This is a genomic window from Kitasatospora sp. NPDC057500, assembly GCF_042802195.1.
Taxonomy (GTDB): domain Bacteria; phylum Actinomycetota; class Actinomycetes; order Streptomycetales; family Streptomycetaceae; genus Kitasatospora.
In genome coordinates, this window is sequence record NZ_JBHVER010000128.1 from 1 (window position 1) to 23,723 (window position 23,723).

At 74.6% G+C, this 23,723-nt stretch carries 21 protein-coding genes; 8 read left to right on the top strand and 13 right to left on the bottom strand.

From position 1 onward, the window contains the following. Window positions 1-82 precede the first annotated feature (82 nt). The 6 genes from ACFU74_RS24500 to ACFU74_RS24525 all read right to left on the bottom strand — a co-directional run bounded on the left by ACFU74_RS24500 (window position 83) and on the right by ACFU74_RS24525 (window position 5,991). Window positions 83-1,477, bottom strand: coding sequence for a multidrug effflux MFS transporter (locus ACFU74_RS24500; protein WP_380760280.1), 1,395 nt, complete (start codon window positions 1,475-1,477; stop codon window positions 83-85). A gap of 104 nt (window positions 1,478-1,581) precedes the next feature. Beyond that, the gene (locus ACFU74_RS24505; RefSeq protein WP_380760282.1) at window positions 1,582-2,061 is read right to left on the bottom strand and encodes a hypothetical protein; all 480 of its coding nucleotides are present in this window, start codon (window positions 2,059-2,061) and stop codon (window positions 1,582-1,584) included. Window positions 2,062-2,403: 342 nt separating this feature from the next. Further along, window positions 2,404-3,282 carry an alkaline phosphatase family protein gene (locus tag ACFU74_RS24510; protein ID WP_380760284.1) on the bottom strand — a complete coding sequence of 293 codons (879 nt, stop codon included), beginning with the start codon at window positions 3,280-3,282 and terminating at the stop codon, window positions 2,404-2,406. A gap of 173 nt (window positions 3,283-3,455) precedes the next feature. After that, window positions 3,456-4,283 carry an ATP-grasp domain-containing protein gene (locus ACFU74_RS24515; protein WP_380760286.1) on the bottom strand — a complete coding sequence of 276 codons (828 nt, stop codon included), beginning with the start codon at window positions 4,281-4,283 and terminating at the stop codon, window positions 3,456-3,458. Continuing rightward, window positions 4,280-4,663 (bottom strand): ADP-ribosylation/crystallin J1, encoded by a 384-nt coding sequence (locus tag ACFU74_RS24520; RefSeq protein ID WP_380760288.1) that lies wholly within the window; start codon window positions 4,661-4,663, stop codon window positions 4,280-4,282. The genes ACFU74_RS24515 and ACFU74_RS24520 overlap by 4 nt, the downstream gene beginning before the upstream one ends. A 137-nt stretch (window positions 4,664-4,800) precedes the next feature. Next, window positions 4,801-5,991: an acyl-CoA dehydrogenase family protein gene (locus ACFU74_RS24525; RefSeq protein ID WP_380760290.1), complete on the bottom strand. Its 1,191-nt coding sequence runs from the start codon at window positions 5,989-5,991 to the stop codon at window positions 4,801-4,803. A 102-nt stretch (window positions 5,992-6,093) separates the two neighbouring features. Here ACFU74_RS24525 and ACFU74_RS24530 point away from each other — a divergent pair, with 102 nt between their 5' ends. Both ACFU74_RS24530 and ACFU74_RS24535 read left to right on the top strand, forming a co-directional pair. After that, window positions 6,094-6,645 carry a GNAT family N-acetyltransferase gene (locus ACFU74_RS24530; protein ID WP_380760292.1) on the top strand — a complete coding sequence of 184 codons (552 nt, stop codon included), beginning with the start codon at window positions 6,094-6,096 and terminating at the stop codon, window positions 6,643-6,645. A gap of 2 nt (window positions 6,646-6,647) precedes the next feature. Further along, the gene (locus tag ACFU74_RS24535; protein WP_380760294.1) at window positions 6,648-7,037 is read left to right on the top strand and encodes a hypothetical protein; all 390 of its coding nucleotides are present in this window, start codon (window positions 6,648-6,650) and stop codon (window positions 7,035-7,037) included. A 22-nt stretch (window positions 7,038-7,059) separates the two neighbouring features. Here ACFU74_RS24535 and ACFU74_RS24540 read toward each other — a convergent pair whose 3' ends face one another. Together ACFU74_RS24540 and ACFU74_RS24545 are read right to left on the bottom strand one after the other, a co-directional pair. Continuing rightward, window positions 7,060-7,368, bottom strand: a complete 309-nt coding sequence (locus ACFU74_RS24540; protein ID WP_380760297.1) for an AzlD domain-containing protein — start codon at window positions 7,366-7,368, stop codon at window positions 7,060-7,062. Next, window positions 7,368-8,153: an AzlC family ABC transporter permease gene (locus ACFU74_RS24545; protein ID WP_380760299.1), complete on the bottom strand. Its 786-nt coding sequence runs from the start codon at window positions 8,151-8,153 to the stop codon at window positions 7,368-7,370. Before ACFU74_RS24545 ends, ACFU74_RS24540 begins: the two co-directional genes overlap by 1 nt. A gap of 69 nt (window positions 8,154-8,222) precedes the next feature. Between ACFU74_RS24545 and ACFU74_RS24550 the strand changes: the two genes are divergently transcribed. Continuing rightward, window positions 8,223-8,801, top strand: coding sequence for a helix-turn-helix domain-containing protein (locus tag ACFU74_RS24550; protein ID WP_380760301.1), 579 nt, complete (start codon window positions 8,223-8,225; stop codon window positions 8,799-8,801). Window positions 8,802-8,847: 46 nt separating this feature from the next. Here the strand turns inward: ACFU74_RS24550 and ACFU74_RS24555 are convergent, their stop codons facing one another. Then, window positions 8,848-10,800 (bottom strand): cholesterol oxidase substrate-binding domain-containing protein, encoded by a 1,953-nt coding sequence (locus ACFU74_RS24555; protein WP_380760303.1) that lies wholly within the window; start codon window positions 10,798-10,800, stop codon window positions 8,848-8,850. Between the two features lie 187 nt (window positions 10,801-10,987). On the opposite strand from ACFU74_RS24555, the gene ACFU74_RS24560 reads away from it, so the two are divergent. Together ACFU74_RS24560 and ACFU74_RS24565 are read left to right on the top strand one after the other, a co-directional pair. Further along, the gene (locus tag ACFU74_RS24560) at window positions 10,988-11,710 is read left to right on the top strand and encodes a carbon-nitrogen hydrolase family protein (protein WP_380760305.1); all 723 of its coding nucleotides are present in this window, start codon (window positions 10,988-10,990) and stop codon (window positions 11,708-11,710) included. A gap of 150 nt (window positions 11,711-11,860) precedes the next feature. Further along, window positions 11,861-13,264 carry a class II fumarate hydratase gene (locus ACFU74_RS24565; protein WP_380760307.1) on the top strand — a complete coding sequence of 468 codons (1,404 nt, stop codon included), beginning with the start codon at window positions 11,861-11,863 and terminating at the stop codon, window positions 13,262-13,264. A gap of 87 nt (window positions 13,265-13,351) precedes the next feature. On the opposite strand, the gene ACFU74_RS24570 is transcribed toward ACFU74_RS24565, so the two are convergent. Beyond that, window positions 13,352-13,822: an SPW repeat protein gene (locus ACFU74_RS24570; RefSeq protein ID WP_380760309.1), complete on the bottom strand. Its 471-nt coding sequence runs from the start codon at window positions 13,820-13,822 to the stop codon at window positions 13,352-13,354. 191 nt (window positions 13,823-14,013) lie between these two features. Here ACFU74_RS24570 and ACFU74_RS24575 point away from each other — a divergent pair, with 191 nt between their 5' ends. Beyond that, window positions 14,014-14,586, top strand: a complete 573-nt coding sequence (locus ACFU74_RS24575) for a PadR family transcriptional regulator (RefSeq protein WP_380760311.1) — start codon at window positions 14,014-14,016, stop codon at window positions 14,584-14,586. Window positions 14,587-14,687: 101 nt separating this feature from the next. Then, on the top strand, window positions 14,688-16,388 hold the full coding sequence (locus ACFU74_RS24580) for an acyl-CoA dehydrogenase family protein (RefSeq protein ID WP_380760313.1): 1,701 nt from the start codon (window positions 14,688-14,690) through the stop codon (window positions 16,386-16,388). A 51-nt stretch (window positions 16,389-16,439) separates the two neighbouring features. Here the strand turns inward: ACFU74_RS24580 and ACFU74_RS24585 are convergent, their stop codons facing one another. The 3 genes from ACFU74_RS24585 to ACFU74_RS24595 form a co-directional block, all read right to left on the bottom strand. Next, window positions 16,440-17,786: a M28 family metallopeptidase gene (locus tag ACFU74_RS24585; protein WP_380760315.1), complete on the bottom strand. Its 1,347-nt coding sequence runs from the start codon at window positions 17,784-17,786 to the stop codon at window positions 16,440-16,442. Between the two features lie 206 nt (window positions 17,787-17,992). Next, window positions 17,993-20,266, bottom strand: coding sequence for an ATP-binding protein (locus tag ACFU74_RS24590; RefSeq protein WP_380760317.1), 2,274 nt, complete (start codon window positions 20,264-20,266; stop codon window positions 17,993-17,995). A 113-nt stretch (window positions 20,267-20,379) separates the two neighbouring features. Further along, window positions 20,380-21,021 (bottom strand): response regulator, encoded by a 642-nt coding sequence (locus tag ACFU74_RS24595; RefSeq protein WP_380760322.1) that lies wholly within the window; start codon window positions 21,019-21,021, stop codon window positions 20,380-20,382. Window positions 21,022-21,319: 298 nt separating this feature from the next. Between ACFU74_RS24595 and ACFU74_RS24600 the strand changes: the two genes are divergently transcribed. Further along, window positions 21,320-23,623, top strand: a complete 2,304-nt coding sequence (locus tag ACFU74_RS24600; RefSeq protein ID WP_380760319.1) for a sensor histidine kinase — start codon at window positions 21,320-21,322, stop codon at window positions 23,621-23,623. Window positions 23,624-23,723 lie beyond the last annotated feature (100 nt).

Consider the following 23,723-nt stretch of genomic DNA (forward strand, 5'->3'; position numbering starts at 1 on the left):
GCACCCCGGCGGGGCCCGTTCGGCGGCCCGTTCAACCGCCCGCTCGGCACCCGCTCGGCGGGCCCGTCGCGGAGGCGGCCGACTACGCGGCGGCCGGCTCCGGGGCCGTACGCCCCGTCCGTCCCGGCCTGCCCGGCCGCAGGAGCAGCAGGTAGGACACCGCCGCGAGCAGCGCGCAGCCGAGCACGACGACCGCGAGCAGCACCGCCGACGGGCTCCCGCCCAGGCTGCTGAGCGGAGCGACGACGGCGCCGCAGAGGAAGTTGCCGGTGCCGAGGAGGGCCGAGGCGGAACCGGCGGCCTGCGGCGAGACCATGCTGAGCGCCCGGGCGGCCGAGTTCGGCAGGACGATGCCGAGCCCGGCCATCATCACGAACAGCGAACCGCAGAAGGCGACCAGCCCGAGGTCCCAGACGGCGGTGGCCAGGAACAGGAACGTTCCTGCGGCGATCAGCACCGCCAGGCCGGCACGCATCAGCGTGGCGGCGGAGAACCGGGGCGCGAGCAGCCGCCCGTTCACCTGGGTGGACGCCACGATGGCCACCGAGTTGAGCCCGAACAGCAGGCTGTAGGTCTGCGGCGACACGTGGTAGACGTGCTGAAGCACCACCGAGGAGCCGCTGATGTAGCCGAACAGCGCGCCGAAGGCGAAGGTGCTGGTCAGCAGCAGGCCGAGGAACGGCACGTCGCGCAGCAGCCCGCCCATGGTGCGCATCGTGGTGGCCAGGCCGCCGCCGCGCCGGGCGGACGCCGGGAGGGTTTCGCGCAGCGCACCGAAGGCCACCAGGGTGAGCAGCAGTCCGAGCGCGGCCAGGGCGCCGAAGGTGCCGCGCCAGGAGGTGAAGCGCAGCAGTTGGGCGCCGAACAGCGGGGCGAGGATCGGGGCGAGGCCGGATATCAGGGTGATCGAGGCGAGGAAGCGGATCATCGCGACGCCCTCGAAGCGGTCGCGGGCGACGGCGCGTCCGATGACCAGTCCGGCGGCGCCCGCGGCGCCCTGGACGAAGCGGGCGGCGATCAGCACGGCCAGGTTGGGCGCGACCACGCAGGCGACGCTGGCGAGGGTGTAGACGACGAGTCCGGCGAGCAGCGGCGGGCGGCGGCCGAAGCGGTCGCTGAGCGGTCCGAAGAGCAGCTGTCCGGCGGCGACGCCGAACATCGAGAAGGTGAGGGTGAGCTGGACGGCGGCCGGTTCGGCGGCGAGGTCGTCGGCGATCGCGGGCAGGCCGGGCAGGTAGAGGTCGGTGGTGAGCGGGCCGAGGGCGACCAGGCCGCCGAGGACGACGATGGTGGCTCGGCCGACGGTGTCGCCGCCGGTCCGCTCCTTGGCCGTGACGGCGGCGGTGGCGGCGGTAGCGGCGTCGGTGATACCGGCGGGGTCGGTGCCGGTGGGACCGGTGCCGGTGGTGGCGGGGTCGGCGGGGGTGGTGGAGGCGGTCGACGTGTCACCGGCAGAGCCGGCGGTCGGACCAGGCATGGGGCTCCTCTCGGAACGGGCACGGAGGTCGTGCTCGCTCCGTCCTACCCCAGCCCCCGGGGCCGCCGACAGCCGGGGGGCGGCCGGGCCCCGGTGACGGCGTCTCAGCGTGCGAGCCGTTCGGCCCGCAGGGCGGCCTGGACGGCGGCGCCGTCCTGCCAGGCGTAGAGCTGGTTGCCGCTCAGCGCGACGCGGTAGTGGCCGCAGGTGCCGGTGGCCTTGGTGGTGATGCCCTCCGGGAACCAGCCCGCCCTGAGCGGGGCCGGCACCGGGTGGCTGCCCTTGCCGGGTTCGCCGGTCCGGCAGCCGGCGGGCAGCCGTCCCTCGGGGAGGGTGGCGGTCAGCAGGCGGTCGTCGCGGGTGGTGGACATCAGGTAGCGGACGGAGGAGGCGTTGTCGGGCAGCCAGGCCGGCACCGCGCGGTGGTCGGCCTTGGCCGCGCTGCCGGTGGCGTAGCTGGACTGCTCCTGGTGCCGGCCGTCGTACCACTCGGCGACCCTCGGCCCCGCCACCACGGCGGCGACGGCCACGGCCATTCCGGTGCCCGCCACTCCGAGTGCGATCTTGCCCGCGATGCCGTTCATGCCCGCCTGTCCTCTCCCGTGTGTGTGTCACCGTGCGTCCGGCGTCCGGCGCCCGTCCCCCGGTGCCCGTCTCCCGGCTCCGGGGCCGGTTTCCCGGTGTGGCTCCATCCTGGTGCCCGCCGGGGGCCGGATCGTCGTCGGCAGGTCCTGACCTTCCGTCGCCCTTGGGGGGATGGGTCCTCCGCCTTGAGGCGTACGCGCGCCCGGCCGGCCTCGGGGTTCCCCCTGGTCGAGCCTGGCCCGGTCCGGCCCCGGGCGCAGCCCGGCCGCACCCGCCCGGGTGCCGGCGGGTGCGGCGGCCACCCGGTCGCCGGATACTGCCGGGTGCTTGTGCGCCGGGTGTCAGAGCCCCGCGGGGGCGGGGACGGCGAGCGGGAAGGGCCGGCCGTCCAGGGTCCAGTGCGGGTCGATCGGGCGGCCGAGCGAGGCGTAGACCTGGGCGGCGATGTCGGGGTGGCGGATCTCGCCGACGGGCGGGGCGGCGGGGATGCCCGGTCCGGCACAGGCGACCCAGGCGGTGCGCTCCTCGGGGGTGCGTCCGCCGTGGCCGCCGCTGTCGACGTGGCCGTGGTCGGTGACGACGATGACCGTCCAGGCCTCCTCGGTGTACCCGGGCCGGGCGCGCAGCGCGTCCAGCAGTCGGCCGAGGCGCTCGTCGGCGGCCCGCATCGCGGCGCGGTACTCCTCGCCGCAGCCGAGGAAGTGGGCGGTCTCGTCGACGGCGCCGAGGTAGACGAAGGACGCCTCGGGGTCGGTGTCGCGCAGGACGTCGACGGCCTCCCGGGTGATCTCCTCGTCGACGTCCTCCCAGGCCTCGGGGGTGTCCTCGGCGGGGGCGACGTAGCAGAGCCGGCCGGGTGCGCGGAACAGCGGCCCGCCGGACTCGGCGAGGACCAGCGGGTCCCAGCCGGCGGCGGCGAAGGTGCGGCGCCGGTCGCCGCGGGCCAGCCGGGTGGTGAAGTCGGGGAAGACGTCGAGCCGGTTGCCGCCCAGGTGGTTGCCCCACACGCCGTGCTTGGCGGGCTCGACGCCGGTGACGATGGTGGCCCAGCAGGGGCCGGACATGGTGGGCGTGGAGTCCGCGACCGTCACGGGAGCCAGGAAGCCGGCCTCGGCGACCTCCGCGAGCCTCGGCATCGGGACCTGCTCCAGCAGGTCGTACCGGACGCCGTCGATCCCGACGACGAGGACCCGGGGGTGCGGCAGCGGCGGTGTGGACATGAGGGGGCGGTTCCTTTCACGGTGCGGGCGCCGGCCGTGCCCGCACCGGGGCGGGCGGCGGCGACCGCGCCATGCTTCACGCCCCGCCGGACCGCCAGGTGTCCTGGAGGGGAAGCCGGGATGGCCGGGCGGCGTCCGGACTCCCCCGCCGCGACCGGCGTCCGGACTTCCCGCTACGGCCGGTGGCCTGCGGCGGAGCGCACGAAGCGGCGGTCGGCGGCCCGCAGCGCGGCGGCCGGTCCGGCCGCGCGCAGCACGACGTCCAGGACGCGCGCCGGGTCGGCGGCGTAGCAGTGGGCGAACCACGGCAGGTTGGCCTCGACCACCGCCCACCGCTCGCCGGGGTCGTACGGGTCGAGCAGCGTGCCGACGTCGAGGGCGACGGCGCTGGGCAGGCTCCCTCCGACGGCGGCGAGCAGCCTTCGCGCGAAGGCGACGGCCGCCGCGGTGAGCGGTCCGGGGTCGAGCCGGCCGAAGCGGGCGTAGCGGCTGCCGGTGCGGACGGTGCCGTCGAGGACGAAGAGCCGGTACTCCGTGCCGAACGTCACCGGGTCGCTGACCAGGACGGGGGTGTCCGGGCCGATCCGCTCGCCGGTGCGCGGCAGGCGGCTGCCGTCGGCGTAGACGGCGGGTGGGAGCGACTTGTCGGCGGGCGGTTTGACGAACGCCGGGCGGCGCAGCGTCCACGCCTCGGCGAGGGTGGTGAGTTCGATGCGGCGGCCGGTGAACTCCTCGGGCAGGGTGGCGAGCCAGTCGTCGGCCGGTTCGAGCGGGGCCAGGGCGAGGCGGTCGGCGATCTCGGCGGCGGCGAGTGGTCCGCCGTACCAGTGGACGGGCCGGCCGGCCGGCCGGTCGACGGTGTCGGGGCCGGTCAGGGCGGCGGTGGCCAGTCCGCGGGCGGCGGCGGCCGCGGTGAGCAGCGCGGTGGTGCCGGTCGCCTGGGCCGAGGTCAGCAGGACCGGAGCGGTCCGGGCCGCACCGGCCCGGGCCCCGCCCGTCACGGCCGGGGCCGGAACTCGTGGACCACCTCGATGCGGCCGACCAGATGGCGGTTGAACTCGGGCAGTTCCTCGGCGGGGACCCAGAGTTCGAGGATGGTGCGGCCGCCGGCCTGGCGCACGGGGTAGCGGGCGAGGAAGGCGGTGTCGACCTCGAAGCGGGTGACGTAGCCGACGCCGGAGGCGGGGACGTTCCAGTCGCGGGCGATGCGGATCGCGTAGTCCTCGTTCAGCACCGGGTAGAAGATCGGCTGATCGGGCAGGCGCGGCGGCCAGGCACGCCGGTCGGCGGCCTCGACGAGGGCCAGCTCCTCGGGACCGGTCGGCCGCCAGAGCGTCGTGGTGGCGGGGGCGGTGGCGGGCTGGGTCGTCGGGCCGTTCATGGGGAGGACGCTAACCGTGAACGGCCCGGCGGCGGTACCGGTTTTCGGTGGTGGGAGGAGGTCGGAGCGGGGTCGGAGCGGGGTCGGAGCGGGGTCGGAGCGGGGTCGGAGCGGGGTCGTTGCGGGGTCGGGGCGGGTCAGCGGTAGGCGGACTCGCCGGTGATGGCCTCGCCGAGGACGAGGGTGTGGATCTCGCTGGTGCCCTCGTAGGTGAGCACCGATTCCAGGTTGTTGGCGTGCCGCAGGACCGGGTAGGCGGTGGTGATGCCGTTGGCGCCGAGCACGGTGCGGGCGCTGCGGGCGATCTCCAGGGCGGCGCGGACGTTGTTGAGCTTGCCGAAGCTGATGTGCGCCGGACGGGCCGCGCCCTCCTCCTTGAGCCGGCCGATGCGCAGCGCGACCAGGTAGGCCTTCTCGACCTCCAGCATCATCTCGACGAGCTTCTGCTGGGTGAGCTGGAAGGCGGCGATCGGGCGCTCGAACTGGACGCGGCTCTTCGCGTAGTCGAGGGCGGCGGTGTAGCAGTCGCGGGCGGCGCCGACGGTGCCCCAGAGGATGCCGTAGCGGGCCTCGTTGAGGGAGGAGAGCGGTCCGCGCAGGCCGGTGACACCGGGCAGGACGGCGTCGGCGGGCAGCACGACGTCGTCGAAGGCGAGTGCGCTGGTCACCGAGGCGCGCAGGGAGAGCTTGCCGGGCACGTCGGCGGTGGTGAAGCCGGGCGTGCCGGGTTCGACCAGGAAGCCGCGCACGCCGTCCTCGGTCTGCGCCCAGACGACCGCGACGTCGGAGATCCCGCCGTTGGTGATCCACATCTTGGAGCCGGACAGCACCCAGTCCGCGCTCTCGCCGGCGCCCTTGCGGCGGGCGCGGGTGCGCATGTTGGCGGGGTCGGAGCCGAAGTCCGGTTCGGTGAGGGCGAAGCAGCCGATCAGCCGGCCGGCGGCGAGGCCGGGCAGCCAGCGCTGCTTCTGCTCCTCGGAGCCGAAGGCGTGGATGGCGCGCATGGCCAGCGAGCCCTGGACGGAGACGAAGCTGCGCAGGCCGGAGTCGGCGGCCTCCAGTTCCATGCAGGCCACCCCGTAGGCGACGGCGCCGGAGCCGGCGCAGCCGTAGCCGTCGAGGTGCATGCCGAGCACGCCGAGGGCGCCGAGTTCGGGGGCCAGTTCACGGGCGGGGAAGACGCCGCGTTCGAACCAGTCGCCGATGTGCGGGCGGATCCGGTCGTCGGCGAACCGGCGGACGGTGTCGCGGACGAGGCGCTCCTCGTCGGTGAGCAGGTCACCGACGGCGAGCAGGTCGGCGGGGTCGGTCCTGGTCGGCTTCGCCATTGAAGCTCCTTGTAGTCTCGGCGGGTGCGAACCGTCGCGGCGTTGAGTACCGGCGAGTATGGCGCACCCGGTCCCGGCCGGCCCTGGTGCGAAGGAGTGAGCATGTACACAGTCCGGCCGCTGTCGGCACGGGAACTGCGCGAGGGGGCGGCGGAGCGGTTGGGCGGGCTGATGGCGGACACCGTCGACGGCGGGGCCTCGATCGGTTTCCTCGCCCCGCTCGACCGGGCCGCGGCGGCGGGCTGGTGGCGGGCGCTGGCCCCGGACGTCGAGGCGGGCCGGCTGCTGGTCTGGGTGGCCGAGACGCCCGGGGAGGGCCGGATCGCCGGGACGGTGCAGTTGCGTCCGGCGGCGACGGACAACGGCCGGCACCGGGCGGACGTCGCCAAACTGATGGTGCACCGGGCGGACCGGGGGCAGGGGCTGGCCGGCCGGCTGCTCGCGGCCCTGGAGTCGGCGGCCGGTGAGCTCGGGCTGCGGACGCTGGTGCTGGACACCGAGACGGACAGCCCCGCCGAGCGGATGTACGCGGCGGCGGGCTGGACCAGGGTCGGCACGGTGCCGGACTTCGCGACCGATCCGGCCGGGGTGCCGCGCGCGACGACGGTCTTCTACAAGGCGCTGCCGGACGGGGCCGCGCGGGACGAGGGGTGAGGGTGGTGGTGGCCGTGGGCCGGTGGGCCGTGGTCGTGCAGGAGACCCAGGGCATCGGGGACGACCGGATCTGGGGCGCCGAGGTGCTCGCCGAGGTGGAGGGGACGCGGGAGGACGCGCTGGCCGAGCTGCGGCGGATCGTCCCGACGTACACCCCGAAGCACCCGTTCAACGGGCGGCGGCGACGGCTGCTTCGGGACGGCGACAGCTATCTGCTGATCACCCAGGGGAGCATGCGGGACTACCACTGCGTGTTCAAGGTGTGGGAGCTGCTGTGGGACAGCAAGCGGCCCGAGGTGCAGCGGGAGCGGCTCGCGGCGGCCGGGGGCGACGGCGGCGGTGACGTCAGCAGCGGCGGCGGCAGCGACGGTGACGGCTGCGGCAACGGCTGACGGACGGCTGACGGACGGCTCGTCAGTCGACGCCGCAGAGGCGGAGCAGCGCCGTGGTCGCGGCGGCCGCGACCACCACGGCCGGGAACGGCGCGCGGCGCAGCGCGAGGACGCCCGCGACCAGGACGCCGGCCGGCCGGGCCCACCCGGCGAAGCCGTGGCCCTGGGTGAGCGCGCCGGTGGCCACCAGGGCGACCAGCAGCACGGCGGCGGCGACGGCGAGCAGGTGGCGCAGGCGGTCGGAGACGGTGAGCCGGTCACCGAACAGCGGGCCGGCGAGGCGGAACGCGTAGGTGCCGGCGGCCAGCAGCAGGATGGCGGTCAGGGGCATCAGTGGGCCTCCTTGGCGAGGGGCGCGGTCCCGGTCTCCGCCGTGGTCCCGGGTCCGGTCCCGGTCCCGGGTCCGGCCTCGGGTTCGACCCCGGGCGCGGCTGCAGTCGACGCCGGAGTCGCCGGGCGGCCTGCGAACAGCAGTCCGACGAGGGCGAGCAGCACCGGCAGGCCCGCCGGGACGTAGGGTGTGGCGGCCACGGCGACGGCGGAGCCGAGCAGGGCGGCGAGGCGGGTGCGGCGGTCGCCGAGTGCGGGCAGGACGAGGGCGAGCAGCACGGCGGGGAAGGCGGCGTCCAGGCCCAGGGCGTCGGTGTCGCCGATCAGCCCGCCGGCGACCGCGCCGACCACGACGGAGACGTTCCAGATGACGAACAGGGCGAGGCCGCAGACCCAGTACGCCGCCCGGCGCCGTCGCGGGTCGGGCTGCATCAGGGTGAACGCGGCGGACTCGTCGGTCAGCAGCTGGGCGCCGAGCAGCCGTCGCCAGCGCGGGCCGTCCAGCGCGTCGGCGACGGTGAAGCCGAAGGGCAGCAGGCGGGCGTTGAGGACGAGGCCGGTGACGACGGCGGCGAGCGCGCCGCCGCCGGAGAGCACGACGCCGACGGCGGCGAACTGCGAGCCTCCGGCGAAGACGAGCAGGGACATGGCGACGGGCACCCAGAGCGGGAGGCCGCCGGAGACGGAGATCGCCCCGAACGAGGCGCCGACCAGGGCGTCCGCGAGGCAGACCAGGGCGATGTCGCGGAGGGTGGCACGTTCCAGGGTTCGGATGAGCGAACGCATGTCCAGTAGAGTGAACGGAACAGGGGTCGTTCGTCAAGGCGAACGCCTGAGCGTGTGGAGCGAACGCGGATGAGTGGACACAACGGCGCCAACGCCTCCGGCGGCGAGCTGATCGAGCTGATCGCGGCCTCGATCCGGCGCGAGCGCGAGCGCGCCGGGCTCTCGATGGCCGAGCTGGCCCGCCGGGCGGGGATCGCCAAATCGACGCTCTCGCAACTGGAGTCGGGCGCCGGCAACCCGAGCGTCGAGACGCTCTGGGCGCTCGGCGTCGCCCTGGACGTGCCGTTCAGCCGGCTGGTCGACCCGCCGCGCCCGGTGGTCCGGGTGGTGCGGGCCGGCGAGGGACCGGTCACCCACTCCGAGCGGGCCGACTACGCCGCGACCCTGCTCGCCTCCTGTCCGCCGGGCGCCCGGCGCGACATCTACCGGATCGACGCCGAGCCGGGCGAGACCAGGGCCTCCGACCCCCACATGCCGGGCACCATCGAGCACCTCCTGCTGGGCGCAGGCCGCGCCCTGGTCGGCCCGACCGAGGACCCCGTCGAGCTGAGCCCGGGGGACTACGTCAGCTACCCCGGCGACGCGCCCCACATCTTCCGCGCGCTGGCCCCGGGCACCCTCGCGGTGATCGTGATGGAGCACGTCTGAGGAATCGGTAATTGACTGCCCGTCAGATGTGCGGCTCCGGAAGGAACTAGATCTTCAGGAGCCGGTCCAGGAACGGGTTGCCGAAGACCCGGTGGGGGTCGTGGCGGTCCAGGGTGGTGACGGCCTCGTCCCAGCCGGGGCCGCCGCCGGCGCGGTGGCTGGCCGGGACGAACCGGTCGAGGACGTCGGGGTCGGCCCAGGCGGCGTCCTCGGTGTAGGCCCAGCCCTTGGACCACTCGACGCGCAGGCCGGCCCGGGTGCCGTCGAAGGAGCGCAGCAGCGCCTGTTCGAGGTCGCGGCCGAAGCGGTGCAGCCCGGGCGTGGCGGGGAAGCCGAGTACGTCGATCCAGACGGCGGTGTCCCACTCGGGGCGGTCGGGGCGCGGGCGCAGCACGGAGAGCAGCGGCGGCCGGGCGCCTGGCACCCCGCACCAGGCCGGGTCGTCCAGGCCGGTGGCCCGGATCTCCACCGCGCCGTTCACCGGGAACTCGCCGCGGTCCCGGTAGGCGTCGAGCAACTCCCGGTAGCGGTCGGCGAATTCGGCCACCGCCCACTGAAGGTCGGCGCGCCGGGCGAGGATCGCGTAGCCGTTCGCGGTGAGCCGCAGGGTGGTGGGGCGCACGTAGTGGAGCAGGGTGCGCGAGGGGCCCCAGAGGTCGGAGCGCAGACCGCCGGCGAGCAGGTGGGTGAGCACCTCGCCGGTGAGCAGTTCGCGGAGCAGCCCGCCGGAGAGGAGGACGTCGGCGAGGTCGCCGGTGAGGCCGATCTTGGCGATCAGGTACTGGAGCCGGCCGAACAGCGGGGCCGATCCCCAGGTGCCGGAGACGAGGTCGCCGGCCAGCCGGGAGACCGGTTCCGGGACGGAGTCGGAGAACGGGTAGTTGTAGGGCTCGTCGACGGCGCGGGAGGCGAGGGGGCGGTCCGGGGCGATGCTCCAGGTCTTCAGCCAGGGCCGGTCGGTGTAGGCGAACCAGATCACCTCGACGCGGCCGTCGCGTTCGACGAAGTCGGCGAAGGTGCGCGGGCGGGACGGCTTCGGGGCGGGCTGCGCGCCGGGGCGGGCGAAGAGCTCGTCGGCCGTGAGGTCCAGTCGGCTGACGCAGCGCAGTGGCCGGTCGGCGCCGGCCCGGAGCACCGCCTCGGTGACGAACGCCCGGCCGACGTGCACCAGGAAGGCGGCGCTGTCGGCCTCGGAGCGCTCGAAGGTCCGCAGGGTGTAGCGGTCGGTGGCCGGGTCGAGGACGACGGCGGTCAGCCGCACGACCTGGTTGCTGACGGAGCCGTAGCCGTGCCCGTCGGGGCGGGCCTCGCCGGCGGCGGGGACGGCGGTGCCGTGGCCGCCGATCGCGAGCACGCCGCCGACGGTGAGTTCGCCGGGCGCGGGGACGGCGGTGAGGCCGAGGCCGCGTTCGGCGAGGTGGGCGAGCAGCGCCTCCATGGTCGCGCCGCTCTGGGCGCGGACGGTGGTGGGCGAGTCGGCGGTGATCGCGGTGAGGTGGCGGGTGGTGTCGAGCAGCAGCACGCGGTCCGCGCCGGGGGTGGCGTCCGCGACGGTGAGCGGGGCCCAGGTGTGGCGGTGGCCCTGGGCGCGCAGGCGCCAGCCGTGGGCACGGGCCCAGTCGGCGAGCGCGGGGACCTCCTCGGGGGTGCGCGGGGCGCAGGTCCAGAGCTGGTCGGTGCGGATCTCGCCGGACCAGTTCCGGTAGACCCGCTGGAACGGTTCGGTGCCAGCGGGGAGACCGGGCGGGGCGGGGGCGGTGGCCAGGGCGCTGTCCGGGCCGACGGTGCCGCTCAGCAGCCAGGCGCCGGCGCCGAGCGCGGCGGAGGCGCCGAGCAGGCGGCGCCGGCTGAGGCCGGGGGCCTTGCCGCCCCCGCCGCCGGTGCCGCCCCTGCCGTCCTTGCTGTCCTTGCCGTCCTTGCCGTCCTTGGAGTCCTTGTCGTCCCTGCCGCCCCAGCCGTCCTTGTCGCCGCTGAGAGGGTGGTGGTGCGCCGAGGTCATGTCCCGCCCCTGGTGTCCGCGTGTCCGTGGTCTCCCCCGATCCCGGGTGAGCGTACGGAAACGGTCGGCCGGGCCCTGCGGCAGCGCCGGCGATCTTCACTCGAAGGAATGAACCTTGCCGGACTTCGCGGTGGGCTCATAGGTTGATCGTGATCGCCGCCCCTGATCAGCCTCCGGAGGCCCCACCGTGCCCGCGCCCCTGGCCGTCGCCGTCGCCCAGCCCGCCTGCCACCCCTCGGGGCGGCCCGAGACCGTCGCGGTCAACGTCGAGCGGCACGCCGCCGCCGTCCGCGCGGCCGGGGCGGCCCGCCTGGTGGTGTTCCCCGAGTTCTCGCTCACCGGCTACGACCTGGCCGCGCCCGCCCTCGACCCGGCCGACGGACGGCTCGCGCCGCTGGTCGCCGCCTGCGCCGGGACCGGCGCCACGGCCCTGGTCGGCGCGCCGGTGGCCGGGGCCGACGGCCGCGAGCACATCGCCACGCTCGCCGTCACCGGTGCGGGCGCCTCGGTGGTCTGCCGCAAGATCAACCTGTACGGGAGGGAGGGCGAGCGCTTCTCCCCCGGCGAGGCGCCCGCCGTCCTGGAGCTGGACGGCCGGCGGCTGGGCCTGGCGATCTGCGCGGACGCCGCCGACCCCGGGCACGTGGAGCGCCTGGTCGCGCTCGGTGCGGACGCCTACGTCGCCTCGACGCTGTACGGGGCGGGCGCCGAGTCGCTGGCCACCAAGGCGGCCCGGTACCCGGCGCGCGCGGCGGACAACGGCGTCTGGGTGGTGCTGGCCACCTCCGCCGGGCCGAGCGGCGAGTTCGCGGCGACCTCGGGCGGCTCGGGCGTCTGGGCTCCGGACGGCACCGAGGTCGTCAAGGCGGGCACCGCGCCGGGCGAGGTCGTCTCCGCCGTCCTGGGGTAGCCGGGGGACGCCGCCCGCCACCGGAAATACCCGGGGCCCGCGCGGGGCTGTGGTGTGCGGAAGCCGTACCCGGCCCGGGGCGGGGACCCGGGCCCGAGCGGCCCCGTCGCCTGCGCCCCGGCCGGGACCGTTCAGGAGGTGCAGCGCACGATGGGTGACGAGCAGATGTCCGGCGACTACCGGATCGAGCACGACTCGATGGGCGAGGTCCGGGTGCCCGCCCGGGCGAAGTGGCAGGCCCAGACGCAGCGGGCGGTGGAGAACTTCCCGGTGTCCGGCCAGCGCCTGGAGCGGGCGCACATCGCCGCGCTGGCCCGGATCAAGGCCGCCGCCGCACGGGTCAACGCCCGGCTCGGCGTGCTGGACCGGGAGACCGCCGACGCGATCGCCTCCGCCGCCGAGGAGGTGGCGGCGGGCCGCTGGGACGCCGAGTTCCCGGTGGACGTGTTCCAGACCGGCTCGGGCACCTCGTCCAACATGAACACCAACGAGGTGATCGCCACCCTGGCCAGCGAGCGCCTCGGCCGGCCCGTCCACCCCAACGACCACGTCAACGCCAGCCAGTCGTCCAACGACGTCTTCCCGTCCTCGATCCACATCGCCGCCACCGCCGCCGTCAGCCAGGACCTGGTCCCGGCCCTGGAGCACCTGGCGGAGGCCCTGGAGCGCAAGGCGGCGGAGTTCGCGGACGTCGTCAAGGCGGGCCGCACGCACCTGATGGACGCCACGCCGGTCACCCTCGGCCAGGAGTTCGGCGGCTACGCGGCGCAGGTCCGGCACGGGCGGGAGCGGCTGCTGGCCACCCTCCCCCGGGTCGCCGAACTGCCGCTCGGCGGCACCGCGGTGGGCACCGGCATCAACACCCCGCCCGGGTTCGCGGCGGCGGTGATCGAGGAGGTCGCGCGGACCACCGGGCTGCCGCTGACCGAGGCCCGCGACCACTTCGAGGCGCAGGGCGCGCGCGACGGCCTGGTCGAGCTGAGCGGGCAGCTGCGCACCGTGGCCGTCGGGTTCACCAAGATCGCGAACGATCTGCGGTGGATGGGCTCGGGCCCGCGCACCGGCCTCGGCGAGCTCAACCTGCCCGACCTCCAGCCCGGTTCCTCGATCATGCCGGGCAAGGTCAACCCGGTGCTGCCCGAGGTGGTGCTGATGGTCGCGGCCCAGGTGATCGGCAACGACGCCACCGTCACGGTGGCCGGGGCGAGCGGCAACTTCGAGCTCAACGTGATGCTGCCGGTGCTCGCCCGCAACGTCCTGGAGTCGGTCAGGCTGCTCGCCAACAGCGCCCGGCTGCTGGCCGACCGGGCGGTGGACGGCGTCACGGCCAACGTCGAACGGGCCCGGGAGTACGCGGAGTCCTCGCCGTCGGTGGTGACCCCGCTGAACCGGTACATCGGGTACGAGGAGGCGGCCAAGGTCGCCAAGCAGGCGCTCGCCGAGCGCAGGACCATCCGTCAGGTGGTGCTGGAGCGCGGGTACGTCGAGCAGGGGAAGCTCACCGTGGAGCAGTTGGACGAGGCGCTGGACGTGCTGCGGATGACCCGGCCGTAGCGGCTGTCCGGCGGGAACGCGCGCCCGGGGCGCGGAGCGGCGCTGCCGCCCTCCGCGCCCCGGGTTCCGGGCTGTCCGGTGTGGCCGTCAGCCCCTCGCGCGGCCGGCCCGGCCGCGCCGCATCGCTGCTCCGTTCGACGTCATCGTGGCCATCGAGATGGCGGCGAGTCCCAGCAGGAACATGACGCCGCCCGCGATCAGGCAGGTGACGATGTTCCGGCCCCGGTCCGCCTCACCGGAGACGACCCACGGGGAGATGATCGTCCACGCGCCGAGCAGGGTCGCCGCCCAGGCCCGTGCGTGGGTGCGCTCGTACGCCGAGCCGTAGCCGGCCATCAGCACGCAGTAGGCGAGGCCGACGATCAGGCAGGTGACGGTGAGCGTGTTGAACGCGGTGAAGCCGACGATCCATGGCGAGGCCGCCAGGAACAGACCGGCCAGGATGGCCAGGGTCTCGACGCCCTGGGCCCGCGGGGTCAGGGTGACCCGCTCGTAGTGCTCCCGGAGTTCGACGATGTCCGGATGGTGCTCCATGCCCATCGGCGCTTGGGTCGACACCGATACCACCTCCTAGGTTTCGAACATGGAGGGCTCTAGCCCAGTACCATTCTGGCGCCGTTCGCCCGTTTTGCACCTTTTCACCTGGGCCATTACCCTTCCGCACCCGACCCGTCCCGGCGGGTGACCTCCGTCTCACCACCGCCGGCCGCCCTTGCCTATGCAATTCGTTGCATAGCAGGATGCCGGGCATGGCACTGGAGCACGCGATCCTCGTCTCGCTGCTGGAACGGCCCGGCTCCGGCTACGAACTGGCCCGGCGCTTCGACCGGTCCATCGGCCGCTTCTGGACCGCCACCCACCAGCAGATCTACCGGGTGCTGCGGCGGATGGAGGCGGACGGCTGGGTCCGCGCCGAGGAGGTCGCCCAGGACGGCCGGCCGGACAAGAAGGTGTACTCGGCGGCCCCGCCCGGCCGCGAGGCGCTCGCCGCCTGGCTGCGCGAGCCCGTCGAACCGGAGACCGTGCGGCACGAGCTGGCCGTCCGGATCCGGGCGGCGGCCTTCGACGACCCGGCCGCGCTGATCCCCGAGGTCGAACGCCACCGGGAGGGCCACGCCGCCCTGCTCGCCCGCTACCTGCACGGCGAGCGGCGCGACTTCCCCGACGCCGCGGGCCCGGGCGCACTCGACGCCGGACAGCGGCTCCAGCACGTGGTGCTGCGCGGCGGCATCGAGTACGAGCGGATGACGCTCGCCTGGCTCGACGACGTGCTCGCCACCCTGCGCGAACTGGCCGACGGCCGCGGCGGCGCCGACGGCTGAGCTCGCCCGCCGCTTCACGCCCACTGCCCCACGCCCTCACTGCCTCACCGCCTCACGCCCTCACCCTCGACCCCCTCACCCTCGACCCCCGGGAGCCCGCGATGCTCTTCAACCCGCGCACCTACGACCCCGCGCAGTTCGACGAGCCGACCCGCCGGCTGCTGCGCGCGACCGTGGACTGGTTCGAAGCGCGCGGCAAGAAGGCGCTGATCGACACCTACATCGACCGCGCCTGGTACGCCGACTTCCTCGAATTCGCCGCGAAGGAGGGGCTGTTCGCCGAGTTCCTGACGCCCACCGCCGCCGACCCGGCCAAGCGCTGGGACACCTCCCGGATCGCCGAGCTGAACGAGATCCTCGGCTTCTACGGCCTCGGCTACTGGTACACCTGGCAGGTCACCATCCTGGGCCTCGGCCCGGTCTGGCAGAGCGAGAACGAGGCCGTCCGGGCCCGCGCCGCCCGCCTCCTGACGGAGGGCCACGTGATGGCGTTCGGCCTCTCCGAGCGCGGCCACGGCGCCGACATCTACTCCACCGACATGATCCTCACCCCGGACGGCGAGGGCGGCTTCACCGCCACCGGCTCCAAGTACTACATCGGCAACGGCAACGTCGCCGGCCTGGTCTCGGTGTTCGGCCGCCGCTCGGACGTCGAGGGGCCGGAGGGCTACGTCTTCTTCGCCGCCGACAGCCGCCACGAGGCGTACCACCTGGTGAAGAACGTGGTGAACGCCCAGATGTACGTCAGCGAGTTCCGGCTGGAGGACTACCCGGTGCGCGCCGAGGACGTCCTGCACACCGGCAAGGCGGCCTTCGACGCCGCCCTGAACACCGTCAACGTCGGCAAGTTCAACCTGTGCACCGCCTCCGTCGGCATCTGCGAGCACGCGATGTACGAGGCCGTGACGCACGCCCACAACCGGGTGCTCTACGGCAAGCGGGTCACCGACTTCCCGCACGTGCGACGGGAGTTGACCGACGCCTACGCGCGCCTGGTGGCCATGAAGCTGTTCGCCGCGCGGTCGGTGGACTACTTCCGCACCGCCTCCCCGGAGGACCGCCGCTACCTGCTCTTCAACCCGATGACCAAGATGAAGGTCACCACCGAGGGCGAGAAGGTCATCGACCTCATGTGGGACGTCATCGCGGCCAAGGGCTTCGAGGCGGACACCTACTTCGACAAGGCCGCCAAGGACATCCGCGGCCTGCCGAAGCTGGAGGGCACCGTCCACGTCAACCTGGCGCTGATCCTCAAGTTCATGGCCAACTACCTGTTCGACCCGGCCGAGTACGCCCCCGTGCCGACCCGGCAGGACGCCGCCGACGACGCGTTCCTGTTCCGGCAGGGCCCGGCCCGCGGCCTCGGCGCGATCCGCTTCCACGACTGGCGCGCCGCCTACGACGCGCACGCACACCTGCCGAACGTCGCCCGGTTCCGCGAACAGGCCGACGGCTTCTGCGAGTTGCTGCTCAGCCACGCACCGAGCACGGAGCAGCAGGCGGATCTGGACTTCCTGCTGGAGATCGGCCAGCTGTTCGCGCTGATCGTCTACGGGCAGCTGGTGCTGGAGCAGGCGGCGCTCACCGGGCTGGACGCGGACCTGCTGGACCAGGTCTTCGACGCACTGGTGCGGGACTTCTCCGCGCACGCCACCGAGCTGCACGGCAAGGCGTCCACCAGCGAGGCCCAGGCGGAGTGGGCGCTGGCGCACGTGCGCCGCCCGGTCGCGGACGGTGCGCGGGCGGCGAAGGTGTGGGGCATGGTCGAGGCGCTGTCGGGCGCGTACGAGATGGCCCCGTAGGAGGCCTTGCGGGGGTGCCGGTCGGTGGACCGGCACCCCCGGAAGGATTGTTCAGAAGGTGAGCTTCCAGCTGTCGATGTAGCCGGTGTCCTGCGGTCCCGCGTCCTGGACCTTGAGCTTCCAGGTGCCGTTGGCCGGGACGGCGGAGGCGTTCACGGTGTACGTGGTCTGCACGTTCGCCCCGGAGTCACTGCTGGACGACTTGAGACGGAAGCTCGTGCCGTTCGGCGCGACCAGGTCGATGACGAGGTCGCCGCGATAGGTGTGCTTGATGTCCACGCCGACCTGGAGCGCCGCCGGGGCGTTTCCGGTGCGGCCGGTGACGGTGACGTCGGAGGTCACGGCCGAGCCGTAGTCGGGGATCTGGACGTCGGCGGTGTTCTCGAAGACGGTGCCGGTGGGCGGCGTGGTGTCGCCGGCGGCGAGGGTCCAGATCGCGTGCGCGATGGCGTCGCTCATCCGGTCCAGCGCGGTGTCGTTGATGTTGGCGGTGGTGTCGCAGGAGGAGTGGTAGCAGCGGTCGAAGGGCTGGCCCGCCGTTCCGCCCCACTTCGCCGCCTGGGCGCTGGTCTTGGTGTAGTCGGCGCCGCTGAACAGGCCGCCGACGCGGATGCCGGCGCTCTGGAACGGGGCGTGGTCGGAGCGGCCGTCGCCCTCGAAGTCCTGCTCGGTGCTGATGCCGAGGCCGGCGAAGTAGTTGCGGAACAGGGCGTCGAGCGCGCTGTCGTAGCGGTAGGTGAAGTAGCCGGGGTTGGGCGAGCCGATCATGTCGAAGTTGAGGTAGGTCTCGATCTTCGAACGCTCGGTGGCGCCAAGGCTGTTGACGTAGTTCTTGGAGCCGATCATGCCGTACTCCTCGGCGCCCCACCAGCCGAACCGCAGGTGCTTGGTGGGCTGCAGGCCGGCCCGCGAGACGGCGAGGGCGGTCTCCAGGACGCCGGCCGAGCCGGAGCCGTTGTCGTTGATGCCCGGGCCGCCGGTGACGGAGTCGAGGTGGGCGCCGGCCATGATGACGTGCGAGGCGTCGCCGCCGGGCCAGTCGGCGATGAGGTTGTAGCCGGTCGAGCCGTTGTAGCTGAAGGTCTTCAGGGTGGTGGTGTAGCCGGCCGCGTCCAGCTTGCTCTTCACGTAGTCGATCGAGGCCTTGTAGCCGGGGCGGCCGTGCGCCCGGTTGCCGCCGTTGGCGGTGGCTATCGACTGGAGCTGGACCAGGTGCGCCTTGACGTTGGCGACCGGGATGTCGGGGGCGGCGGCGACCGTCGGTGCGGCGGGGGCCACCGGGGCCTTGGGTGCCGCCGAGGCGGCGGGGGCGAGGAAGGCGGCCGCGAGGGTGACGGCGGCAGCGGCGGACAGGGCGGATCGGCGCAGGCGGGATCGCCGCGGGGCGCGCTCGGTCAATGGAGGCTCCGGTATCCGGTGGGGCAGAACGGAAACGCGTCACTTCACGGGCGGCGGAGGGATGCTGAGGGGGTGTGGGGCCGCCGGTCGCACCGAAAAGTTGACGCGACCATGATGATTGAGCGAAGCCGGGAGTCCGTCAAGGGGCGGCGGGACGACTGACAGCTGACAGAATCTGAAATCTGTTATCTGTCAGCTGAAATCCGTCAGTCGTCGACCGGCGGCTGCTCGGGCGTGCGGGGCAGCACCGCCCGGACGACGGCGCCGCCGTCGTGGTTGCCCGTCGTGAACCGGCCGCCCAGTTCCTCGGCCCGCTCGGCCATCGAGCGCAGCCCGACACCCGAACCGGCATGCCGCGCTGCCGGATCGGCCGGATCGGCCGGGTCCGTCAGGTCGGCCAGGCGTGCCGGGCCGGCCGGGAAGCCGCAGCCGTCGTCCCAGATCTCCAGCACCACCGCCTCCGGCCGCACCCGCAGCGTCAGCCGGGCCCGGCCGGCCCCCGAGTGGCGCAGCACGTTGTGCAGCGCCTCGCCACTGATCCGCAGCGCCGCCACCTCGACGGCGGCCGGCAGCGCGGGCGGCGGGTCCGGGTCCAGCACCAGCGACATCCGCACCCGCGAGCCGTCCAGCTCCGCGACCAGCCGTCGCAGCGCCACCGCGAGCCCCTCCCCCGCCAGCGCGGCGGGCGCCAACCCCTCGGTGATCCGGCGCAGTTCGTCGATCGCCTGCCCGATCCCGGCCGACACGGTGACCAGCGAGCGGGCCGCCGGGGAGTCCTCGGGCACGGCGGCCCGCGCGGTGTCGACGCCGAGCCGCAGTCCCGAGAGGGTGGGCCCGAGGCCGTCGTGCAGGTCGTGCCGCAGGCGCCGGCGCTCCTCCTCGCGGGCGAGCACGACCTGTCGCCGCCCGCGCTGCAGTTCCTCGTACATCCGCAGCGAGGCGATCGCGGGCGCGGCCTGGTCGGCGAGGAAGCGCAGCACCTCGTGGTCCTGGGCGTCCAGTTCGGGCTGGCCGGTGCGCGGCGGCGCGTACAGGTCGCCGATGACCGCGCCCTCGTAGCTGAGCGGGAACACCTGGCTGGCCGGTCCGAGGGTGCCGACGGCGGCGAGCTCGTGCGGTCCGGTGCGGGTGTGCAGGACGACCCGGGCGCCGGGCAGGCCGAGGGCGTTCACCACGGTGTCGCAGAGCAGGGGCGGTGCGTCGGCGGGGCTGACGGCCCGGCTCAGCCGCTCGGCCAGGGCCCGCACCACCTGGTAGGGGCGGGCCCGGTCGCCGTAGTAGAAGCGGTCGACGGCCCGCACCACCCACCGGGTGGTGGGTGCGAGCAGTCCGCCGATGGCCAGCGCCCCGGCGGCGAGCAGTTGCGCGGGCGCACTGCTGGCCTGCGGCAGGGCGCGGCGCAGCAGCAGCGCGATGCCGAGGTAGCCGGCGATCAGCAGGGCGGTGAGGGCGAGGACGCTGAGCATCCGGCGGGTCGCCCGGTCGAGGTAGCGGGAGCGGTCGCGGGTGAAGGCGTAGCCGACGGCGCCGAGCATCCACAGCGCGGAGCCGGCGAAGTAGACGACCGCCGCGATGCTCTCCGAGCTGCCGAGCCGCAGCGCGATGTTGGTGGTGATCAGCCAGACGAGGTAGGGCACCAGGACGGCGGTGACGCTGCGGTGCGGGCGGGCGGAGCGCCGCCAGCGGACGGCGGCGACGGCGAGGCTGGTGACGACCAGGCCCCAGGCGACCAGGGTGGCGTGCCATTCGTCCAGCGGCAGGCCCTGTCCGGGCGGTACCAGGACGTCGCCGTGGTAGGGCAGCGGGCTGCTCAGGCGGACGGTGCAGGCGTGGACGGCGCTCCACAGGGCGACGGCCGCGACGTAGGCGCGGCCCGGTCCGCCGGGCAGTCGGCCTTCGGGCAGCCAGAGCGGGAGGGCGACGGAGACGAAGATGAACAGGGCGACGGAGACGAGCAGCAGGGCCGCACCGAGGGCTTCGACCGCCGGTCCGGCGTCGGTGACGGCGGCGAGGAGGAGGGTGAAGCGGGAGAGGCAGCCGCCGAGGCCGGCGGCGAGCAGGCAGCGGCCGAGGCTGCGGCCGGCGGGCGGTGCGCCCGACGGTCCGGCGGCGGGGGCGGGGACGGTCCCGTCGGGGGCGGGGGCGGCGCGGTGGGCGAGGATGAGCAGCCCGGAGAGCGCGAAGGCGAAGCCGAGGAGGACCGTTTCGCCGTCGTGGAGGTAGAACGGGGCGGTCCAGGGGGCGTCCGGGTGGGTGACGGCGAGCAGGACCCAGCCGAGGCCGCTGAGCAGTGTCGCGACACAGGCCCAGGCCGCCGGTCCGAGGACGGTGCGCCGGGGAGCGGCCGACGGGCGGGGCGGTGGGGGTGCCGTACGGGCGGGTGGGCCGGCCGGGCCGTGCGGGCGGGCGGGCCGGGTGGTCGGCTCGGCGGTGTGCCGGGCCGGTGTGGTGGCGGCCGGGGTCGCGGCCGGTTCGCTCATGATGAGGGCCTCCTCCCCCGCATCCTGCGTCTCCTGCCGTCCCGGCGGCGCGGGACGGCGGTCCGGTTCCGGCCCCGGCCCGGGGTGGCGGCGGGCGCCCGCGCGGGTGCGGGTCAGCCGTCGCCGAGTCCCATGTCGCGGGCGCGGGCGACGGCCTCCGCACGGGTCGCGACGTGCAGTTTCTCGAAGATGTGGGTGACGTGGTTGCGGACCGTCTTCTCCGCGACCACCAGTTCCCGGGCGATCCGGCGGTTGTCCAGTCCGCGGGCCACCAGGTCGAGGACCTCGGCCTCGCGGGCGGTGAGCGCCGGGAAGAGCTGGCCGGCCTCCCGGACCCGGGCCCCGGCGAGCAGGGTGGTGATCCGCTCGGCGACGTCCGCGCCGAACACCGCGCCGCCGGCCGCGACGGTGCGCACCGCGTGCAGCACCTCCTCGCGGCCCGCGCCCTTCACCAGGTAGCCGCGGGCCCCGGCCTGGAGGGCGGCGAGCAGGCTGCCGTCGTCGTCCGCCATGGTGAGCATCAGCACCGGCGGGGCGGGCTGGTCGGCGGAGAGCCGGCGGGTGGCCTCCAGGCCGGAGCCGTCCGGCAGCGAGAGGTCCATCACGACCATGTCGGGATGGTGGCGGGCGACCGCCTCCGGTACGTCGCCGGCGCGTTCGGCCTCGGCGACGACGACGATGCCCTCGGCGCTCTCCAGGGCGGCCTTCAGGCCTTCCCGGAACAGCGGGTGGTCGTCGACGATCAGCACCCGCACGGGTGCGGCCGCCGACTCGTCCTCCGGCCGGGGCTCCGGTCGCTGCGGGTCTTCGGCGGGGTGTTCTTCATCCACCTGGCCGACACTACCAGCGATACGGGCGTGACTTTCCGTGACGTACCTGGTGGCCGGGCCCGCGGTGACCTGGTGCGCGGCGGGCGGGCCGCCGGGCGGCCGGGGCGGACAAGACCGCTGCCCCATGCGCCCGGGACTGCGGGAGGCCGAAACTGGATTCAGCGCGCCCGGGACGGCGACCGGTCGTCAGTGGGCCCCCTCCCACCCGTCCCTAGGCGGTGCCATGACCACGGCGATTCCCTTCCGTCCCCGGCCGCACACCCCTGCCGGGCCCCTGCCGCGCCGCACCGCCGCGCAGCGCCACCTCACCGGCGCCGCGGCGGTCACCGCGTTCTGCCTGGCGGTCGCCACCCTCTGGGTCTGCTACGTCCTGGTGCACCTCGGTGCCCCCGGCGTCGAGGCGCCCAGGGACCAGTTGGCCATCCTGCTCTACGCGCTGCCGACGGCGGCGGCGGGGATGCTGCTGCACGCCCACCGGCCGGGAAATCCGCTCGGTTGGGTGATGCTCGTCTACGCGCTGACGTCCATGCTGCCGAGCGCGGCGGCGGCACCCGTCTGGGTGGAGGTCTCCGACCCCGGCATCGTGGGCGCGGCGGCGGTGGTCCGCGGGGTGTGCGACACCGTCAGCGGGACCCTGTTCTACGTGCTGCCGCTCTGGCTGCCGGCCGCCCGGCTGGCCTCCCGCCGGTGGTGGTGGTACATCGGCGCCGTCACGCTGTGGGTGCTGCCGGCCGCGATGTCCTTCCTGGACCGCACGACCGTCTTCGGGCGTCCCAACCCGCTGGCCGACAGCGCGCCCGCGAACTTCTTCGGCTCGGTCTACGACCGCCTGGACGGCCTCTACGACCCGGTCAACTACCTGCTGATCGGCATCGCCGCGGCCGTGCTGCTGGTGCGGCTGCTGCGGCGCACGGCGCCCCGCCGGCGCGCGCACGTCGCCGGGATGCTGGGCGCCTACCTGCTGTGGGCGGGCATGCAGGACTACTACACGCGCCGGTTCGAGTACGAGTACTGGCTGAGCTACTCGCTGTTCACGGCGGCCGGCGCGGTCTGGGCGGTGGCCGTGGCGTTCCTGGTGGTGCGCGACGGCGGGTGGCGGCTGGACCGCGCCGCCCGGTCGGTGCTGACCGGACTGCTGCTCGCCACCGGGCTCACCCTGGTGTTCGTGGTGTGCGCGGCGGTACTGTCCGGCTGGCTGGTGCCGGGCCGGGGCGCCGCCGCGCTGGTGCTGATCGCGCTGGTCTTCGTGCTGGGCGCGGGCCTGCCGCGGGCCGCGCGGTGGGCCGTGGGCGCGGTGGACCGGCTCTACTACGGCGACCGCGCGCAGCCCTACCAGGTGCTGCGGACGCTGGCCGGGCAGGTCCGGCAGGTGGTCGAGCCGGAGCGGCTGCCGTCCGCGCTCTGCACGGCGGTCGCGGAGGAGCTGCGGCTGCCGGGTGTGGCGCTGGCCGTCACCACGCGGGCCGGGCGCCGGTCGCTGGCGGCGGTGGGGCGCCTGGACGGGCCGGTCCAGGACTTCGAGCTGGTCCACAACGGGGCGGTGATCGGCGAGTTGACGGTCGGGCTGCGGGCGGGCGAGGAGCAGCTGGACCCCAGTGACGTCGACATCCTGCGCTCGCTCGCCGACCAGGCCTCGCCGGCCGTCGCCTCGCTGCGGTTGCAGGAGGACCTCCAGGCCAGCCGGGAGCAGATCGTCGCGGCCCGCGAGGAGGAGCGGCGGTGGCTGCGGCGGGACATCCACGACGGGCTCGGGCCGGCGCTGGCCGGGCTGCGCCTGCGGGTCGACAACGCGGCCTCGGCTGCGGCCGGGGCGGCGGGCGGCACTGCCGCGGAGGCGGCAGGCGCAGGTGCAGGTGCAGGTTCAGACGCAGGCGCAGGCGCAGCGGTGGGGACGGGGCCGGAGGCGATCGCGCAGACGCTGCAGGGCATCTCGGGCGACCTCGCGATGGCGATCAAGGAGGTGCGGCGGATCACCGACCGGCTCGGACCCGCGCCGCTCGGCGAGTTCGGCCTCACCCGCGCCGTGCAGCACCTGGCGTCCTCGTTCAGCAGCGACGGGCTCGCCGTCAGCGCCGCGCTCCAGCCGGACCCGCTGCCGGAGCTGCCCGCCGCCGTCGAGGTGGCCGCGTACCGGATCACCGCCGAGGCGCTGAACAACGTGCTGCGGCACGCCCAGGCCCGGCACGCCCAGGTGACGCTGCGGGTGGACGACGCGAACCTGACGCTGACCGTCCAGGACGACGGGATCGGCCTCGGCCTCTTCCAGGCCCTCCCCGCCGTGACCCCGGACGCAGCGAGCACCAGTGCCGACGCCGGTGCCAGTGCCAGTGCCGGCACCGGCGAGGACGACGGGGCCGAGGCGGAGGACCGGGGTGCGACGACCGGTGTCGGCCTGCGGTCGATGGCGGACCGGGCGGCCGAGATCGGCGGGCGCTGCACCGTCAACCGGCTCCCGAAGGAGAACGGGACCCGGGTGATGGCGGTCCTCCCCCGGTACCCCTCGCAGGGGCGCGACGCGCAGGCGTGACCGAAAGCCGCGGCGGCCCCACGACTGACAACTGACAACTGACAGATTTCAGATAACAGATAACAGCTGACAGATTTCAGATTCTGTCAGCCGTCAGTCG